Consider the following 18,600-nt stretch of genomic DNA (forward strand, 5'->3'; position numbering starts at 1 on the left):
CCTAAGTGTCCACAGCGTGCAGTTTCTATTCATAGGTGCCCCAAAAGCACGGTGCTCGCCAGAGCCACGGATGTGTGAAACCCTCCTTCTCCGAACACCGATACCCACACGCTTCGCCACCAGTGACTGAACCTGCTCAAGGTTCATCCCGCGCTATCCGCGTAAAACCAATCACCAAATAGTTTCCGCGGTACAGCGGCGCCACGAACTCCGCCTGCGTTGATGCAAACGAAAAACCTCTCGTCGAGCGCCGGTGCGAAAATAACCCCTGAACGCGACCAAGACCCTCCACGATAAGCGAAGTTAGCCCGATCGCCACGCAATCGCCCAGCGCGCCCTATGCCTACCGGAGGTCCCTTGGCCTCCCAAAATCGAATCCCGCGACGAATTTAGAGATAATTGGTGCTCAGCGAAACACCAAGTCGCGCACATCGAGAAACCCCATGACCGATGCAATGAACCTGCAGCGCCTGAAAGTCACCGTCGACGGCTACGTAGCACGCGTCACGCTCGATCGCCCCGACGTCCGCAACGCCTTCGACGACGCCACCATCGTCGAATTGACCGCCGCTTTCCGCGCGCTCGCCGACGACGACGCCATCCGCGTCATCATCCTCGCCGCAAATGGCCCCGCATTCTGCGCCGGCGCCGACCTCAACTGGATGAAACGCATGGCAGCGTACTCGGACGCAGAAAATCGCGCCGATGCGCTCGGCCTCGCCACCATGCTCAACACCATTTACGCCTGCAACAAACCCGTGATCGCGCAGGTCCAAGGCGATGCGTACGCAGGAGGCATGGGCTTGGTCGCCGTCGCCGACATCGCAATCTGCGCGGAATCAGCGCACTTCTGCTTGTCAGAGGCGAAGCTCGGGCTGATGCCCGCCACCATCGCGCCCTATGTAATCCGGGCAATCGGCGCGCGTGCATCGCACCGATACTTCGTGACCGCCGAACGTTTCGATGCCGCCGAAGCATTGCGCATCGGTCTCGTGCATCAGGTCGTCGCAGCGGATGCGTTGGGTGCCACCGTCGATGCAGTCGCAGCCGCGATCGTTGCCAATAGCCCGAACGCAGTGCGCGAATGCAAGCAACTCGTGGTCGATCTGGCCGACAAGCCAATCGATGAAACACTGATCTCGGATACCGCCGACCGTATCGCGCAAATTCGAGCCTCGGACGAAGGGCGCGAAGGCGTGCGCAGTTTTCTGGAAAAGAGCAAGCCGTCGTGGCTCGCCTGAATGTATTCGGGAGCGTCGCCTGAGTTCGCCCACGCGCATGACTGGCCGCTCCCCCTGGAGTCGTTTTGAACCTGAACAATCAGCCAAAGCCTGCACCCGATGACTGGGTTGCACGCTCGCTACGCGCCGTATGGCATCCATGTACGCAAATGAAACATCACGAGCGCACTCCGCTCGTGCCCATCGCTCGCGGCAAGGGCGCCTGGCTCTACGACCACGACGGTCATCGCTATCTCGACGCCATCAGTTCATGGTGGGTCAACCTCTTCGGCCACGCGAATCCTCACATCAATGCTGCACTGAAGGATCAACTCGACACACTCGAACACGCGATGCTCGCCGGTTGCACGCACGAGCCCGCCGTTCTGCTCGCCGAGCGTCTGAACGCGCTGACGAAGCACACGCTAGGCCATGCGTTCTTCGCTTCTGACGGCGCATCAGCAGTCGAAATCGCGTTGAAGATGAGCTTCCACTTCTGGCGCAACAGCGGCCACGCCGAGAAGCGCGAGTTCGTCTGCCTCGCGAACAGCTACCACGGTGAAACCATCGGCGCGCTCGGTGTGACCGACGTCGCGTTGTTCAAGGACGCCTACGATCCGCTGATTCGACATGCGCATGTGGTGACATCGCCGGATGCTCGACAAGCCCGCGAAGGAGAGACGGCGCGCGATGTCGCGCAACGCGCGCTCGCCGATATGAAAACGCTGTTCGACGCCAAAGCCTCGCAGCTTGCAGCCGTGATCGTGGAACCGCTTGTTCAATGCGCGGCTGGAATGGCGATGCACGATCCTTCGTATTTGAAGGGCTTGCGTGCTTTGTGCGATGACTACGGCGTGCATCTCATCGCCGATGAAATCGCAGTCGGCTGTGGTCGCAGCGGTACGTTCTTCGCGTGCGAACAGGCTGCGATCTGGCCTGATTTTTTGTGTTTGTCGAAGGGAATCAGCGGCGGGTATCTGCCGTTGTCCATCGTGCTGACACGCGATGAAATCTACGCCGCCTTCTACGACGACGACATGACGCGCGGTTTCCTTCACTCGCATTCGTACACGGGCAATCCGCTCGCCTGCCGCGCCGCCCTGGCAACGCTTGACCTGTTCGACAACGCGAATGTGCTTGAAGAGAACCACCGCAAATCATCCGTGTTGCGCGCAGCGCTTAGCCCGCTTCAAGATCATCCACACGTCAGCAATCTGCGCGAACGCGGCACGATATTCGCCTTCGATGCGATCATTGAAGACCCCGTTCAAGCACGCTCGTTCTCGCGGCGTTTCTTCGAAAATGCCTTGAAACACGAGCTATTGTTGCGACCGATAGGCAAAACCGTCTATCTGATGCCGCCGTACATCCTCAGCGACGACGAGCTCACGCTGCTCGCCGAACGCACGCGTACTGTCTTCGACACCACGTTATCGGAGGCTGCATGAGCATTACATCGCCTGCTCTTTTCAACACCCTGAAGCAAGGTCTTGCCGATATCGAGCGCAACGGTTTGCGTCGTCGCCGTCGCGTCGCGGACAGTGCCTGCGCCGCGCACATGACGGTGGACGGACGCGAGATCATTGGCTTTGCGAGCAACGATTATCTCGGTCTCGCAGCGCACGAAATCTTGCGCGAAGCACTGGCGGAAGGCGCACGAAAATACGGCGCGGGCAGCGGCGGATCGCATCTGCTCGGCGGCCATTCGCGCGCGCATGCGAAGCTTGAAGACGACCTCGCGGCGTTCTCCGGCGGTTTCGTCGACCAGGCGCGCGCGCTGTACTTCAGCACCGGTTACATGGCGAATCTCGCGACGCTGACAACGCTCGGCGCCTTGGGCACGTCAGGCGGCCGCGACACACTGATGTTCTGCGACGCGTTGAACCATGCATCGCTGATCGATGGCGCGCGTCTGTCGCGTGCGGAAATTCGCATCTATCCTCATGCCGACGCCGAAGCGCTCGGCGCCATGCTCGAGGCATCGGCGAGCGAGGGCGGCGCGAGGATCATCGTGACGGATTCGGTCTTCAGCATGGACGGCGATATTGCCCCGCTCGCGCGGCTGCTCGAGCTGGCGGAGCGTCACGGCGCGTGGCTGGTGGTAGACGATGCGCACGGTTTCGGCGTGCTCGGTCCGCAAGGCCGAGGTGCGCTGGCTGAGGCTGCGTTGCGCTCGCCACATCTGGTGTACGTTGGCACGTTGGGCAAGGCAGCGGGCGTGTCCGGCGCATTCGTGATCGCGCATGAGACGGTGATCGAATGGTTCGTGCAACGCGCGCGGCCGTACATCTTTACGACGGCATCGGTGCCGGCCGTGGCCCATGCGGTATCGGTGAGTTTGAAGATTATCGGCGGGCAGGAAGGCGATCAACGGCGCGCACATCTGGCTACGCTAATCGAGCGCACGCGCGCCATACTAAAACGCACGCGATGGTCGCCCGTGGATTCGCATACAGCCGTTCAACCGTTGATTATCGGCGGCAATGAAGAGGCGCTGAAGCTGGCTGCCGAGCTCGATGAATACCGCATGTGGGTGCCAGCGATCCGGCCGCCGACCGTTCCCGTTGGCACATCGCGCCTGCGCATTTCGCTTTCAGCCGCGCATAGCCTCGACGACCTCGCCAAGCTCGACGATGCACTGAACACCCTGAGCAATCGATCATGACCGCACCACTCTCGCTCTTTGTCACCGGCACCGATACCGAGATCGGCAAGACGCTCGTATCGGCTGCGTTGCTGCATGGCTTTGCCGCACTCGGCCTGCGCGCGGCCGCGATGAAACCCATCGCGGCAGGCGCGTTCGAACGCGACGGCGAGTGGCACAACGAAGACGCCGATCAACTCGATGCCGCCGCGAACGTCGCGTTGCCACCATCGATACGCACGCCGTTCATGCTTAAAGAAGCCGCCGCACCGCATATCGCGGCGGCGCGCGAGAACGTGTCGCTGGATATTGCGCGGATCGTGGAAGCGCATCAGTTCGCCGTGCAGCAAGCGGATGTGGTGGTGGTGGAAGGCGTGGGCGGATTCCGCGTCCCGCTCACCGATGTCCACGATACCGCCGACCTCGCGTTCGCGTTGAACCTGCCAGTCGTGCTCGTGGTCGGCATGCGGCTCGGCTGTATCAGCCACGCGTTGCTGAGCGCTGAGGCTATCGCGGCGCGCGGGTTGCATCTGGTGGGCTGGGTCGCTAACCAGATCGATCCCGCCATGCTCTTTCCTGCTGAAAATATCGAAGCAATCCGGCTGCGGCTGGACAGTCAATACAACGCGCCGCTGCTCGGCACGATTCCTCGCCTCACGCCGCCGGATGCTCGCGCGGCGACGACTTATATAGATACCTCCCTGCTGCTGGACACGCTTCGTTCAGCCGGCGCGGGCCAGTAATTTATCGTTTATCGTTATCTGCAATACGAAAAGGATCCTCACATGACGCAAGTGCAATCCACCGACAAGACGACTCAACCCGCTGCTCAACCTTCAGCTCCGCAATCGCTGGCTCGCTGGCGCGTGGCGGATATCGTCGCGCTCTACGACCTGCCGTTCAACGACTTGCTGTTTCGTGCCCAGGGCGTGCATCGTGAACACTTCGATGCCAACACGGTTCAGCTCTCCACGCTGCTGTCGATCAAGACCGGCGGTTGCCCGGAAGATTGCGCGTATTGCCCGCAGTCGTCGCATCACGATACGGGGTTGAAGGCCGAAAAACTGATGGCCGTCGATGAAGTCCTGAAGGCCGCCGAGATCGCCAAGGCGAACGGCGCGACGCGTTTCTGCATGGGCGCGGCGTGGCGCAATCCAAAGGACCAGCATCTGGAACCGATCGCCGACATGATTCGCGGCGTGAAAGCAATGGGTCTCGAAACCTGCGTGACGCTTGGCATGCTGGAAGGGCATCAGGCCGAGCGTCTGCGCGATGCCGGGCTGGATTACTACAACCATAACCTCGATACATCGCCGGAGTTCTACGGCCAGATCATCTCGACACGTACGTATCAGGATCGTCTGGATACGCTCGAACACGTCCGCGATGCCGGGATCAACGTGTGCTGCGGCGGGATTGTGGGTATGGGTGAGTCGCGGCGTGAACGTGCTGGGCTGATCACGCAACTGGCGAACATGGAGCCCTATCCGGAATCGGTGCCTATCAACAATCTGGTGCAGGTGGAAGGCACGCCGCTGACGGGCACCGCGCCGCTCGATCCATTCGAATTCGTGCGTACGATCGCGGTTGCGCGCATCACGATGCCGAAGGCAATGGTGCGCTTATCGGCGGGACGCGAGCAGATGGATGAAGCGCTGCAGGCGCTGTGTTTTCTCGCGGGCGCGAACTCGATTTTCTACGGCGACCAGTTGCTGACGACGAGTAACCCGCAAGCTGAAGCCGACCGGAAATTGCTGGAGCGTTTGGGGATGCAAGCGCAAGCGTCGCAGCAGATGGAGGCGGCGCAAGCGTGTGAGGTGAAGTGCGGGCATGCACAGGTGCAGTGATCGGCAAGCGGTTTGATTCACTGACCCGGCCGGTGAAGGATCAGGCGAAGCGCAGTTGATGTGCAAAATTCCCCGGGATCAATCAGATTTCGGGGAATTTTTTGTTTGCCTACCTGATTCGCTATAAGAGGCAGAAAAGTGCCTACTAAGCGGGCCAAAAGAACTTAAGGGGCAGTAAATTGCCTCTCCCTCAATTCTTATCCACAATCACCTGATCGAACGTGCCGCCATCGGAGAAATGGGTTTGCTGGGCTTTCTGCCAGTTGCCGAAAACCTGCTCCACCGTGAACGTCTTGATCGGCTTGAATTCGCTTGCGTGCTTCGCCAGCACCTCGGGATTACGCGGCCGCAAATGATGCTGCGCGATGATTTCCTGCGCCGCCGGCGTCCACAGATAGTCCAGGTACGCCTGCGCTTCCTTGCGCGTCCCGCGCTTGTCCACGACCTTGGCAACCACCGCGACCGGCGGCTCAGCTAACAAACTCACCGACGGATACACCGCGTCGAAATCCTTGCCGCTCGCGCCCTCGTTCATCAACGCGACTTCGTTTTCAAACGTCACCAGCACGTCGCCAATACCGCGTTGCGTGAAGGTTGTCGTAGCACCTCGGCCGCCCGTATCCAGCACCGGCACGTTCTTGAAGATTGCTTTCTCGAACGCTTGAGTCTGTTCATCGGTTGCGCCTTGCTGCTTCTTGTAACCCCACGCCGCCAGATACGCATAACGTCCGTTGCCCGACGTCTTCGGATTCGCGATCACGACCTGCACGCCAGGACGCGCGAGATCGCTCCAGTCCTTGATGTTCTTCGGGTTGCCCTTGCGCACGAGGAACACCATGGTGGTTGTGTACGGCACCGCGTTATTCGGCAGAAGCGTGCGCCAGTTGGCCGGCACAAGACCGCCGCGCTCGACCAGCAAGTCGATGTCGTTCGGCTGATTCATCGTGACCACGTCAGCCTGCAGCCCCTGCATCACCGACAAAGCCTGCGCACTCGACGCCCCATGCGACTGGCGCACGGAAAGCGTCTCGCCGGTCTTCTGCTTATAGTCGGCAATAAATGCGGTATCGATGTCCTTGTACAACTCGCGCGTGACGTCATACGAGACGTTGAGCAACGCCGTCTCCGCGTGAGCGAACGGTGTGAACGTAGCGAATCCCAGCGCCGCGATTGCTGCCCAATGCTTCAAACCCGCCATACATCCCCCGATTATTCGAATAGTGAAAACCGCTATGAAGCGGCGATTCTATCGAAAAGCCGGGGTTGTAATGCATCGGACAACTCATCCATACGCTGCCTGTTCGAACTGCTCGAAGCGGTCAAACTCATCGGGCTGCTCCGCAAAACGAGCCGGGGCTGCGCAATGAATCAAGGTATCGACGAAATATTTTGCACGCGGCCACGGACCAAAACCCGCCGCCGTGTTGATGTGCCCGGAATCGCCGAGATTCACGAACGCGCTGCCGAACTGGCTCGCGAGGCGCATCGCCTGGTCGAAGGGCATCCACGGGTCGGTCATGCTGGCAATCAGCACCGACGGCACGCCGAGGCGACGCGGTTCGAATGCGCCGGCGAACTTGAACTTGTCCGGGCTGGCGGGCGCGACAAACAGCACACCGGCCACGGTGTCGCCCGTCAGCCCTTGTGCGATCGCGTGTGCGGCCGCGAGGCAACCGAAACTATGCGCGGCAAGAATCACGGGACCGCGAACGCTCGCCACCGTATCCGCAACGGATTGCGCCCACGCGTCGAGTTGAGGCGCGTCCCAGTCGTCCTGCTCGACGCGTCGTGATTTCGGCAATTGCCGCTCCAGCCACGTTTGCCAGTGCGCGCCCTCGCTGCCGTGCAAACCCGGTACGGTAACGAGCCGTGGCGGCCAGGCGGATGTACTGCATGAACTCATGTGAACCTCGCTGCCAGCTCGTAGCCAGCATTGGTGAGGAACAATTCTGCTGTGTAAGCGCATCCGCGCGAACCAAGTTTTCCTCATTTGGTTATCGGAGGCGAGGGCGGCGATCGGGCAGCGATCAGGCGAAATAAGTGCTGTAGTCCCCGGCGTTACGCGTGCCAATCAGCGAAACCGCGGCGAAACCGTAAAATAGGCTTAATTTCGGACACAATTCAACGCTCAGTCCGCCTGCCCTTCCCCGCAAACAAACACGAACCTTCGATGAACATCATTCTCTACGAACACCAGGCCGAGGCCTCGCTCTGGCTCGACGATCTCGCCCGCGCGCTTCCCGATGCCGATGTACGCCTGTGGCAACCCGGCGACAACGCCCCCGCCGACTACGCAGTCGTCTGGCGCGCGCCGCCGGCGTTGTTCGCGAACCGGCCGGATCTGAAGGCCGTGTTCAATCTGGGCGCGGGTGTCGATGCGATCCTTGAGATCGAACGAAAGCAACCCGGCACGCTGCCGCCCAACGCGCTGCTCGTGCGGCTGGAAGATAGCGGCATGGGCCACCAGATGGTCGAATACGCGACTCACGCGGTGCTGCGCTACCTGCGCCGCCTGGACGAATACGATGCGCTCCAGCGCGAACATCGCTGGCAAAAACTACCGCCGTATGCACTCAAGGACTTCGCGGTCGGCGTGCTGGGCCTGGGCGTTCTTGGCGCGCAAGTAGCGCAGGCACTGACGGCGTTCGGCATGCCGGTGCGAGGATACAGCCGTACCAAACGGGATATTGAAGGCGTCAAGACTTTCGCCGGCAACGAACAGTTCGACGCCTTCCTCGACGGCGCGAGGGTGCTCATCAACCTGCTGCCGCATACGCCGGATACCGAAGGCATCCTGAACCGGCGCACGTTCGAACGGCTCGCGCCGGGCGCGTATCTGGTCAATCTGGCGCGTGGCGGGCATCTTGTCGACGATGATTTGCTTCACGCCATGCAAACCGGCCAGATTGCCGCCGCGACACTCGATGTATTCCACACCGAACCGCTACCGGACAATCATCCGTTCTGGACCACGCCGCGCCTCACGATCACGCCGCATATCTCGGCCGAAACGCTGCGCGAAGAGAGCATTGAGCAGGTCGCGAACAAGATCATGGCGCTTACGCGCGGCGAGCCGATATCCGGCATAGTCGATGTGAGCCGCGGCTATTAAGGCGGCTATTAAGCGGCTATCAAGGTATTAAAAGGAGACAGGCATGCTACCGGCCAAAGTAAAAATCGTTGAAGTGGGACCGCGCGACGGCCTGCAGAACGAGAAGGAATTCGTCGCGACCGACGTGAAGGTCGAGCTGGTGAACCGGCTCGCGAACGCGGGTCTGCAGAACGTCGAATCGGCGTCGTTTGTATCGCCGAAATGGGTACCGCAAATGGCCGACGGCGCGGCGGTGATGGCCGGTATCGAGCGGCGTACGGGCACGATTTACTCAGCGCTCACGCCGAACCTGCGCGGCTTCGAAGCGGCGCTGGAAGCGAAAGTCGATGAGATCGTCATCTTCGGTGCGGCGAGCGAAGCGTTCTCGCAGAAGAACATCAACTGCAGCATTGCGGAAAGCATTGCGCGTTTCGAACCCGTTGCGAAAGCCGCGAAAGAAGCGGGCTTGCGCGTGCGCGGCAGCATTTCATGCGCGCTGGGCTGCCCGTACCAAGGCGACGTGCCGGTCGATGCCGTCGTCGATGTCGTGCAGCGCATGAAGGCGCTCGGCTGCGATGAAATCGATATTGCAGACACCATCGGCGTGGGCACCGCGGGCCGCACGCGCGAGGTGATGGCGGCGGTATCGAAGGTATTCCCACGCGAACGTCTCTCCGGCCATTTCCACGATACCTACGGGCAAGCGGTCGCGAATATCTATGCGTCGCTGCAGGAAGGCATCGAGATTTTCCACGCCTCCGTGGCGGGACTCGGTGGTTGTCCGTATGCGAAAGGCGCGACCGGCAACGTCGCGACCGAGGACGTGATCTTCCTGCTGAACGGACTCGGTATTCAAACCGGCGTCGATCTCGATCAACTCGTGGACATCGGTGATTTCATTTCGCAGGCGATCGGCAAGCCAAGCGCGTCGCGAGTGGGGCGCGCTCTGCTCGCGAAGAAGCGCGACGGCGTGGCGCCTTGCGTTTGATGCTCGGTTTATTTTTTGGATAAATACACGATGAACGAAACACTCGACGCCCTGCCCGAATCCGCTCGCCGCGTGGCGCTCCTGCTGCAGGAGCGCGGACATGCCAGTCCGGTCGTGATGCTCGCCGAAACCGGCAAGACATCGGCTGAAGCGGCGGCCGGCCTTGGCTGCTCAGTCGCGCAAATCGCCAAATCGATCCTGTTTCGCCGCAAGAAAGACGACGCGCCGGTGCTCGTGATTGCCAGCGGCGTGAATCGCGTTGACGAGAAGAAAGTGGCTGAACGGGTTGGCGAACTCGCCCGCGCCGACGCCAAGTTCGTCCGCGAGAAAACCGGCTATGCAATCGGCGGTGTGTGCCCGATCGGTCATGCCACGCCGCCGCTGACGCTGATCGATGAAGACCTGCTTGCGCTCGACAGCCTCTGGGCCGCCGCCGGTCATCCACACGCAGTGTTCAATCTGACGCCGCAAGAACTGGTCGCGCTGACGGGTGCGCCGGTCGCCGATGTCGCGTTGCGCGAGACGGCGTGATGACCGAGGCCGTTGCATCGCCGTGTATCGATGTCTGCAGGATGAATCCATCGACCGGCCTTTGCGACGGCTGTTTTCGTACGATCGATGAAATAGCGAACTGGTCTTCCTTCGATGACGCGCAAAAGGCGGCCGTTCTGAAGCAAGCGCAAGCGCGGAAAAAAGCACCGCGCGTGGTGCGCATCGGCGAGCACTTCACGGCCTCGCTTGCTTTGCCGCCCGATTCCATCAAGTCGTTCGCCACGCTGGTGAACGACCTTAACCCGCTGCATCACGACGACGCCTACGCCGAAGCCAGTCGCTTCGGTTCGTTGATCGCGTCGGGCACGCAACCCACGGCGCATTTGATGGCGATGCTCGCCACGCATTTTTCCACGTACGCCCAGCCGCTCGGCCTTGAATTCGGCATCAAGCTCGTGCGCGCGGTCAAAGCGAACGACGTGCTCGCGATGAGCTGGCACGTTACCGAAGCGCACTGGAAACCGAGCTTGAACGGCGATCTCGTGAAGCTGGAAGGCCAGGCGCTGAACCAGCACGGCGAGATCGTGGTCAAGGCGAGCGCGACCATCGTCGTGATGCCGAAGGGGCCAAGCACATGATCAAGTTGCCGGCGTCCATGCGAGTGTTTGAGCGCGGCTGGTTATCGTCGAATAACGTGTTCTTTATAGACGGTGACCGCACCGCGCTAGTGGATACCGGCTACGCCACTCACGCACCGCAGACGCTAGCGCTCGTGCGGCAAGCGCTAGGGAATGAACGTACGCTCGATCTGATCGTGAACACGCATTTGCATTCGGACCATTGCGGCGGCAATGCGTTGCTGCAGGCTAACTTCGTCTGCGAGACGCTGATTCCGCAAACAGAAGCCGACGCCGTGCGTGAATGGGACCAAGACAAGCTCACGTTCCGCGCGACCGGGCAGACCTGTAAACGCTTCAGTTTCACCGGCACGATTGCGCCGGGGACGAGGCTGCAACTTGGCGGCCTCGACTGGTCGGTGCTAGGCGCGCCCGGTCACGATCCGCATTCGCTGATGTTGTATTGCACTGAAGAACGGCTGCTGATCAGCGCCGACGCGCTGTGGGAAAACGGCTTCGGCGTGATCTTTCCTGAACTGGAAGGCGCAAGCGGCTTCGCGGAACACCGCGCGGTGCTCGATCTGATCGCCACGCTGGACGTGCGAGCGGTGATCCCCGGCCACGGCGCGCCGTTCACGGAAGTATTCAAGGCGCTGGATATCGCTTTCTCGCGAATCGATTATCTGCGTGCCGATCCTGTGCGCAATGCGAGGAATGCGTTGAAGGTGCTGATTGTGTTCAAGCTGATGGAGTTACGTTCGATGCCGGTCAGCGCGCTATTGCAACTCGTCGATGAAGCCGGAGCAATGCGCGCCGCCGCTAACCTGCTCTCCGGCGACCGTCCGGGATTAGTGCGCAAGTATCTTGATGAACTGGCAGCGAGTGGCGTGCTGAAGGTGGATGGCGAAACAGTGAGCGTGGCGTGAACGGGGAGCAATGCACCAACCAACCAGCCAAAAGAAAGCCGCTTGTCAGCTATCGATTTATCGTCGAACGGCCAAGCCCAAGCGGCGGAATTTTGTTGACGTGATCAGCGCCGATTGCATCGTAGCGCGCTCGTTTTTGAGACGCATCGGTGCTTTCCCTACAGACTTATAACAGCCAGCTGAACGCTTGATGACGCGTGCACCCTGAGCCCTTATACGGCCTCGGTTGCCTCAAAAAACGCGAGCATTTCCGCAAGCAATTCATCGGGTACTTCTTCCGGAATATAGTGGCCCGAAGGCAACGCCCGGCCGCTGACATCGCGCGCGACTCGACGCCATTCGACCAAGGGCTCGAAGCATTGTTCGATCACGCCTTCCTGCCCCCACAACACCTGCAACGGACACGCGAGTCGGTTGCCACATTCGATATCCGCCCGGTCGTGCTCAAGATCGATGCTCGCGGACGCCCGGTAGTCCTCACACATTGCATGCACTGCGCCGGGCTGGCGCAGCGCGTCGCGGTAGGCCTGCATCGCATGCGGCGCAAATGGCGCGAGACCGGCGTGGCGACTGCCCATCACGCGTTCGACATACGCGTCAGGATGCGCGCCAATCAGCAATTCCGGCAGCGGCTCGGGCTGGATCAGGAGAAACCAGTGAAAATAGGCAGTGGCGAAGGCGCGATCAGTGGCCTCGTACATGGCGAGCGTTGGCGCTATATCGAGCAGCATCAGGCGGTCGACAGCGGACGGAAAATCCAGCGCCATCCGATGCGCCACGCGCGCGCCGCGGTCGTGCGCGCAGACCATGAAGTGCTCGAACCCGAAGTGCCGCATCACCGCGACCTGATCGGCGGCCATTGCGCGTTTGGAATAGGGCGTGTGCTGCGCGTCGCTGGGCGGTTTCGCCGATGCGCCGTAACCGCGCAAGTCCGTCGCGATCACGGTGAAATGCTGCGCCAGGACGTCTGCCAACCGATGCCAGATCTCATGTGTCTGCGGGTGGCCGTGAAGCAGCAGAAGCGGCGGCCCGTTACCGCCCTTCACGCCAAAAATGTCGACGCCCGCGGCATCGAAGGTGAACGGCTCGTAATCTTCGAATGACATGGCGTGATTATTCAGCGTGACGGGAAAAGCATTGTAGGCGTCCTCGGCGAACTAAACTGCTTGCAGGCAGGCGCTTTCGTAGAAGCTGAAGACTTCTTCCAATGTCCCCGGTGATCGCGCAGCGGAAGATTCGCCTATAATCGAACGGTCGTTCGCATGCTTCGCGTGCGGCGCTTTTGTTTAAGCGACGCCCAAGTCCGGCAACAATCGCCAGCGCAATTGTTGCGACCCCACGCCAGATGGACGCGCGCGTATCGCCGGCTTTCACATTCAATCAGGAGACTCGTGTCATGGCACTCCCCGCCGCTCTGCAACACCTCGCGCTACCCGTCATCGCTTCACCCATGTTCATCGTCAGCTATCCCGAGCTCGTGCTCGCGCAATGCAAGGCGGGGATTGTCGGCTCGTTTCCCGCGTTGAACGCGCGGCCGGCCGAGCTGCTCGACGAATGGCTCACGCAGATCGGCGAAGGAATCGAGGCGCATAAGGCGGCGAATCCTGGCGCGCCGGTCGGTCCGGTCGCGGTCAACCAGATCGTGCATCACTCGAACGCGCGGCTTGAGGCTGACGTGCGAGTGTGCGTGGAGCATCGCGTGCCGATCTTCATCACAAGCCTGCGCGCGCCGGTCAAGGAAATGATCGACGCCGTGCACAGCTACGGCGGCATCGTGCTCCACGACGTGATCAACTTGCGGCACGCGGAGAAGGCGCTGGAAGCGGGCGTCGATGGCCTGATCCTGGTTGCAGCCGGCGCTGGCGGACACGCGGGCATGACGTCACCCTTCGCGCTGGTCGGCGAAGTGCGGCGTATTTTCGATGGCCCGATCGCGTTGTCCGGCGCCATTGCCAACGGCGGTTCCATTCTCGCCGCGCAAGCCATGGGCGCGGATTTCGCGTATATCGGCACGCGTTTTATTGCCACGCGCGAAGCGCATGCGCTGGAAGACTATAAGAGTGCGATCGTGGGGTCGAAGGCTGCCGACATCATCTATACGAACCTCTTCACTGGTGTGCACGGCAACTACATTCGTCAGAGCATTCTCAACGCCGGACTCGATCCGGATGCGCTGCCGGCATCGGATAAAGCAGCAATGAATTTCGGCGACTCGGCGATCAAAGCCAAAGCGTGGAAGGAAATCTGGGGCGCGGGGCAAGGCGTCGGGCTGATGGATGACGTGCCGACGGTCGCGGAACTCGTGTCCCGGCTCAAACACGAATACGACGATGCAAAGACGCGGTTGGGTATCTCGGGTGATGCGCGATAAAGGAACGCTGCAAACCGCTTTGGATCGCTTGCACGGCTGAGAACGAACACGCCGCTCCCTAAGTTGATAGGAAGCGGCGTTTTGCCTCACCGAAAACCAACGCTTGACGATTAACTGTCGCTCTGCTCGCTCAGAACTTCGTGCGAATGCCTACGCCGTAGGTGTCTCCGCTCGACATGCTCGTGTACTTGTCGTTCAGGTAGGCGGCATAGACGTCGGTGCGCTTCGACAGCGGATAGTCATAGCCGAGCGCCCAGCTCTTGTGCGTCTGGTCGAGTCCGCCGTTGCTGCGCGAATACGCGTACGACGCCATTACCGAACCCACGCCGACCGGAATGGTCACGCCGCCCTGGCCCGTGTTCACATGGAACGAACCCTGGTCGATATCGTTGTGCGTGTACATGTACTGCGCGAAGAACTTGACGAACTTCATGTCGTATGACGCGCCCAACTGGCCTACGCTCTGGCTCTTGTAGCCGGCCACGAACGACGTCAGGTCACCCGGCGTCGAGCTGAAATTCACGTACTGATACACGCCGGTCGCCGCAAACGGGCCATGAAAATACAGGAATTGCGCGCTGTATTTCTTCGCGCCGTTTTGTCCGGCCTGATTGCCGAAGCTATACATCGCGCTACCCGACAAACCGCTGAAATCGGGCGTGGTGTATTGAACGGAATTGTCCCAACCCGAATCCCCGACAACACCCTGGTCCGTCGTGTAAGTCGGGAACGTGCTCTGACCGAGGAACACGTGATAAACCATCGGCGAGAACGTGTACGAATCGATGAACGGGTTAAACAGAATCGTCGATACAAACAACTGCGTGGTCAGCCGGCCGGCGGTGAACGTACCGTACGGCGACTCAATGCCGACATACGAATTGCGCGCGAAAAACGTATCGCCCTGGAAGCGGCCGTAATTGCCGTTCTGCGCCCGGAAGAAGCTTTCCAACGTGAAGATCGCCTTATAACCGCCACCAAGATCTTCGCTGCCTTTCATGCCCCAGTACGACGTCGACATACCGCCGCCGCCCACATTCCACGCCGTGGCGCTGCCCGGGAATTTAGTGGCGCCCACCCATTCATCAACCTGTCCGTACAACTGGACGCTCGATTGCGCTTGAGCGGAACTGACGGCAAGCAAGCCGAACATGCCGGCAGTAACGGTAGCCTTGGCCGCGGCCTTAAGCACGCGGTTCACGGGTGGCTTCATGGACTCTCCTGTCGTATTAACGTTAAATCGGGATTCGGCGAGGGGCATTGCCTCGCTTTATCGGACTGTTCTTATAAATGTCCGGTATGCGTGCAGATGGCTTAGAGCGGGACCATCTTTACGGATCATTTTTCTGGACAAAAATAACTTTCCTTATGCCGTCTATAGCGATTTGAATACATTGCGCGCGACGAACTTTTATCGCCGGATGTAACGCGATGTGAAAAGGACGCTGGAGGCAAGGGCCGGTCTGCAATGCGATAGCCCGCGATGCTATATGCCACGGTGCACCCGGGCAATCTGCATTCCGGCAACAATAAAAATGCGATCAGAAACGCGCGTCGAACGCATTGTTAATGCGGCTAATTTTGAGAGGAATGGACGCGAGCTTCTGGCGATGAGACTGTGGCGGGATTACGTCATTGCGACGCTTGCCATAGACGCGGGAATTGTTTTTTGTTTTGTACTCGCAAGCAAAGTTGCGGCGAGGCGAATCAGCGTTTCGAATTTTTCGAACTAAGTGTGTGAGGGATCTCGCGGGGAATGCGGGACTGTGGGGACTATGAGGACTATGAGGAAATGGTGAGCGGTACGGTATTTCTTGAGGGTCGGCAGTGCAGCAGCACGTTTCGCCTACTAGCGCGCCGGTGCACGCTTGATTCACTTCGGCGATTACGCACGCGCCCGGCCGTACGCCGATCACTTCCGTCGTTTGCCGATATTAATTCCGATAGGGGGAGTTCGCCGGCAAGCGCGGGTCATCACCTTGGCGGCCTGACGGACGCGGGCTGCTGCGCTCTTCGTTATAACGGGCGATATCGGCGCGAATCGATCCGCCGGTGCGCAATTGAGCAGCCTGGTCGGCGCGCGGTCCGCCGCGCACTTCCGCGCTGATCGGCGTCAGGCCCGAGCCAGCCGCGACCCGTTGATAACGGAATGGCTGAGCTCCGCGCTCGACGTCATCCACTCGCATTGCATGCCGGTTCACGGGGTTCGCGGAGTTTGCAGCCCTCCATTGCCCCTGAGCCTGCCCGGCGTTGCGGTTGAACATCCCGCCGTTGTTCCCGTTCCCGCCGGCGTATGCCAGCGACGCGCACAATGTGGACGCCGCAACCAGACCGGCAGCAGCGGCGAGGATCAAGCGAGCGGTAGGTCGGAATCGGGTGAGCAACATGTCGATACTGCGCAATGTCCAACTCTGTTTGAGCGTGTTGGCGGAGAGTGAATACCGCCAAGCATCGCCGACCGGTCAATTGTCGGAGCATCAGGCCCGCATCTCTCAACGCGCCTGCCAACCAGTCTGTCATTCAATTTATTGTGCTGCGCGACTGGAGTCGAGCCAAAAAGTGTTAGGCCTTCCTGAGGGTTGTAACACCATGTTACTTCACTGTTTTTTGGCTCTTTTTGGGATGGATTGCGAGGCTTCTGTCTTATCAAATTGGCCTTATTTCGACTTCTGTCCGGTGGGTCGCAGATTATCCATGGCAGCACCCTACGGGCTTATACCGGGTGCCCAAAACTGACGATTCATGCATTTGTAGAATTAATAGATCACTTAAATGAATTTGCATCTTGAATCGGTATGCGCTCAAAATAGCGTTTGCGACGCTTTTCGTGCGTGTCCGTTCGCCTTTTGAAGGCAAAAATGTGATCGCCGGAAGTCGTCATGCACTCTCCCGAACATGCGAATCTCCGATGACCCGCCCCAAGTTTCTCCCCGATAATTTCACTCTCGCACTGGTCGGCACGGTGATTCTTGCCAGCCTGCTGCCCTGCCGCGGCGCGGCGGCGGTCGGCTTTAACTGGCTGACCAACATTGCCGTCGGACTGTTGTTTTTCCTGCACGGTGCAAAGCTGTCCCGTGAAGCGATCGTGTCGGGCATGACGCACTGGCGTCTGCACATCGTCGTACTGCTCAGCACGTTTGCGCTGTTTCCGCTGCTCGGCCTGGCGCTGAAACCCGTGCTCACACCGCTCGTCACGCCGGCGCTGTACATGGGAATCCTGTTCCTGTGCACGCTGCCGTCCACCGTGCAGTCGTCTATCGCGTTCACCTCCATTGCGAAGGGCAATGTGCCGGCGGCGGTTTGCGCCGCCTCGGCGTCGAGCCTGCTCGGCATTTTCATCACGCCCGCGCTAGTCGGCCTCGTGGTGACGGACGGCAGCGGCCACGCCGGTTCCGCGTGGCACACTGTCGGCAATATCGTGCTGCAACTGCTTGTACCGTTCATTGCAGGACAGTTACTGCGGCCGCTGATCAGCAAATGGCTCGACAGGAATCGCAGCATCCTGCGTTTCGTCGATCAAGGCTCGATCCTGCTGGTCGTGTACGTGGCGTTCAGCGAAGCGGTGAATGAGGGCATCTGGCACACCATTTCCCTGCAAACGCTCGGTGGACTGGTCGTAGTGAACGTGGTCCTGCTGGCGCTCGCGCTGGGAATCACGGCGTTCGCCAGCAAGCGACTGGGTTTCAACCGGGCAGATCAGATCACGATCATTTTTTGCGGATCGAAAAAGAGTCTCGCCTCGGGGATCCCAATGGCGAAGGTGATTTTTGCCTCGCATGCGGTGGGCGCAGTCGTCCTGCCGTTGATGCTGTTTCACCAGATCCAGTTGATGACGTGCGCTGTACTCGCACAACGCTGGGGTGCCCGTGATACGTCCGGCGAACAAGCGCCACAGCCAAAAGGAGAAGGCGCCGGCGTGCAAGTCCGTTAGATCCATTGGGACCATTAGGACCGCTAGTAAGCGCTGCGCCCACGCCGCCGCTGGCAATAAGTGTGAAACACGCTGCATGACTGACTCTCCCGCCCCACTTACCCAAGCATGAAGCCGCCCTGTGCGGCTTTTTTGCTATTTGGAGCTCATTCAGGCGTTCTGTCGATTCGTCCTGAAGACCTATGACTTGATGTGGCAGCCGGCAAATGCATTTCGTTTCTTCACAACCCGTTTCTTCACAGCGCATATGCCGTTTGGCTGACTGGTGATCGGGCATGTGCCTTGCCACACTTGTGTCCAGAAGCTGTTACTGGCACCAGGCGACGGACAACAACATGCCTGACTTAATCCATGCAAGCGGTTGGGAGTGACCACCATGCAAGCAATGACTGGCGGGGCCGCAAGCGAATCCATTCTCGAACCGTTTTTGCGTGACCTCCGTTTCGAGCGCGGCTCGAGCACTGATACTGCCC

The 18,600-nt window shown here is 60.1% G+C and carries 17 protein-coding genes; 12 read left to right on the top strand and 5 right to left on the bottom strand.

Annotated elements, in window-relative coordinates; genetic code table 11:
* The first annotated feature begins 443 nt into the window (after nucleotides 1–443).
* The 5 genes from JWR14_RS27095 (at nucleotide 444) to bioB (ending at nucleotide 5,711) form a co-directional block, all read left to right on the top strand.
* Nucleotides 444–1,241 (top strand): enoyl-CoA hydratase/isomerase family protein, encoded by a 798-nt coding sequence (locus JWR14_RS27095; RefSeq protein ID WP_299714823.1) that lies wholly within the window; start codon nucleotides 444–446, stop codon nucleotides 1,239–1,241.
* A 65-nt stretch (nucleotides 1,242–1,306) separates the two neighbouring features.
* Nucleotides 1,307–2,668 (top strand): adenosylmethionine--8-amino-7-oxononanoate transaminase, encoded by a 1,362-nt coding sequence (gene bioA, locus JWR14_RS27100; RefSeq protein ID WP_299714826.1) that lies wholly within the window; start codon nucleotides 1,307–1,309, stop codon nucleotides 2,666–2,668.
* Nucleotides 2,665–3,885, top strand: coding sequence for an 8-amino-7-oxononanoate synthase (gene bioF, locus JWR14_RS27105; RefSeq protein ID WP_299714829.1), 1,221 nt, complete (start codon nucleotides 2,665–2,667; stop codon nucleotides 3,883–3,885). The genes bioA and bioF overlap by 4 nt, the downstream gene beginning before the upstream one ends.
* Nucleotides 3,882–4,607: a dethiobiotin synthase gene (gene bioD / locus JWR14_RS27110; protein ID WP_299714832.1), complete on the top strand. Its 726-nt coding sequence runs from the start codon at nucleotides 3,882–3,884 to the stop codon at nucleotides 4,605–4,607. Before bioF ends, bioD begins: the two co-directional genes overlap by 4 nt.
* A gap of 42 nt (nucleotides 4,608–4,649) precedes the next feature.
* The gene (gene bioB, locus JWR14_RS27115; RefSeq protein ID WP_299714835.1) at nucleotides 4,650–5,711 is read left to right on the top strand and encodes a biotin synthase BioB; all 1,062 of its coding nucleotides are present in this window, start codon (nucleotides 4,650–4,652) and stop codon (nucleotides 5,709–5,711) included.
* Nucleotides 5,712–5,901: 190 nt separating this feature from the next.
* Here the strand turns inward: bioB and JWR14_RS27120 are convergent, their stop codons facing one another.
* Both JWR14_RS27120 and JWR14_RS27125 read right to left on the bottom strand, forming a co-directional pair.
* Nucleotides 5,902–6,909, bottom strand: coding sequence for a sulfate ABC transporter substrate-binding protein (locus tag JWR14_RS27120; RefSeq protein ID WP_366144606.1), 1,008 nt, complete (start codon nucleotides 6,907–6,909; stop codon nucleotides 5,902–5,904).
* Between the two features lie 84 nt (nucleotides 6,910–6,993).
* Nucleotides 6,994–7,614, bottom strand: coding sequence for an alpha/beta hydrolase (locus JWR14_RS27125; RefSeq protein ID WP_299714837.1), 621 nt, complete (start codon nucleotides 7,612–7,614; stop codon nucleotides 6,994–6,996).
* Nucleotides 7,615–7,881: 267 nt separating this feature from the next.
* On the opposite strand from JWR14_RS27125, the gene JWR14_RS27130 reads away from it, so the two are divergent.
* The 5 genes from JWR14_RS27130 to JWR14_RS27150 are packed head-to-tail and all read left to right on the top strand — an operon-like array spanning nucleotide 7,882 to nucleotide 11,825.
* Nucleotides 7,882–8,823 (top strand): glyoxylate/hydroxypyruvate reductase A, encoded by a 942-nt coding sequence (locus JWR14_RS27130; protein WP_299714840.1) that lies wholly within the window; start codon nucleotides 7,882–7,884, stop codon nucleotides 8,821–8,823.
* Between the two features lie 43 nt (nucleotides 8,824–8,866).
* On the top strand, nucleotides 8,867–9,790 hold the full coding sequence (locus JWR14_RS27135; RefSeq protein WP_299714843.1) for a hydroxymethylglutaryl-CoA lyase: 924 nt from the start codon (nucleotides 8,867–8,869) through the stop codon (nucleotides 9,788–9,790).
* A 30-nt stretch (nucleotides 9,791–9,820) separates the two neighbouring features.
* Nucleotides 9,821–10,321, top strand: coding sequence for a YbaK/EbsC family protein (locus tag JWR14_RS27140; protein ID WP_299714846.1), 501 nt, complete (start codon nucleotides 9,821–9,823; stop codon nucleotides 10,319–10,321).
* A 41-nt stretch (nucleotides 10,322–10,362) separates the two neighbouring features.
* Complete coding sequence (locus JWR14_RS27145) at nucleotides 10,363–10,920, top strand: DUF1289 domain-containing protein (protein WP_299714862.1); 558 nt, start codon at nucleotides 10,363–10,365, stop codon at nucleotides 10,918–10,920.
* Nucleotides 10,917–11,825: an MBL fold metallo-hydrolase gene (locus tag JWR14_RS27150; RefSeq protein ID WP_299714847.1), complete on the top strand. Its 909-nt coding sequence runs from the start codon at nucleotides 10,917–10,919 to the stop codon at nucleotides 11,823–11,825. The genes JWR14_RS27145 and JWR14_RS27150 overlap by 4 nt, the downstream gene beginning before the upstream one ends.
* Before the next feature lie 212 nt (nucleotides 11,826–12,037).
* On the opposite strand, the gene JWR14_RS27155 is transcribed toward JWR14_RS27150, so the two are convergent.
* Nucleotides 12,038–12,931: an alpha/beta hydrolase gene (locus JWR14_RS27155; RefSeq protein WP_299714850.1), complete on the bottom strand. Its 894-nt coding sequence runs from the start codon at nucleotides 12,929–12,931 to the stop codon at nucleotides 12,038–12,040.
* Between the two features lie 290 nt (nucleotides 12,932–13,221).
* On the opposite strand from JWR14_RS27155, the gene JWR14_RS27160 reads away from it, so the two are divergent.
* The gene (locus JWR14_RS27160; RefSeq protein WP_299714853.1) at nucleotides 13,222–14,196 is read left to right on the top strand and encodes a nitronate monooxygenase family protein; all 975 of its coding nucleotides are present in this window, start codon (nucleotides 13,222–13,224) and stop codon (nucleotides 14,194–14,196) included.
* Between the two features lie 130 nt (nucleotides 14,197–14,326).
* Here the strand turns inward: JWR14_RS27160 and JWR14_RS27165 are convergent, their stop codons facing one another.
* The gene (locus JWR14_RS27165) at nucleotides 14,327–15,349 is read right to left on the bottom strand and encodes a porin (RefSeq protein WP_299714865.1); all 1,023 of its coding nucleotides are present in this window, start codon (nucleotides 15,347–15,349) and stop codon (nucleotides 14,327–14,329) included.
* 781 nt (nucleotides 15,350–16,130) lie between these two features.
* Nucleotides 16,131–16,583, bottom strand: a complete 453-nt coding sequence (locus tag JWR14_RS27170) for a hypothetical protein (RefSeq protein WP_299714856.1) — start codon at nucleotides 16,581–16,583, stop codon at nucleotides 16,131–16,133.
* A 521-nt stretch (nucleotides 16,584–17,104) separates the two neighbouring features.
* Here JWR14_RS27170 and JWR14_RS27175 point away from each other — a divergent pair.
* The gene (locus tag JWR14_RS27175; protein WP_299714859.1) at nucleotides 17,105–18,127 is read left to right on the top strand and encodes a bile acid:sodium symporter family protein; all 1,023 of its coding nucleotides are present in this window, start codon (nucleotides 17,105–17,107) and stop codon (nucleotides 18,125–18,127) included.
* The last annotated feature ends 473 nt before the right edge of the window (nucleotides 18,128–18,600 follow it).

Origin of the sequence: Caballeronia sp. (assembly GCF_028292365.1) — a bacterium.
In the GTDB taxonomy this organism is placed as follows: domain Bacteria; phylum Pseudomonadota; class Gammaproteobacteria; order Burkholderiales; family Burkholderiaceae; genus Caballeronia.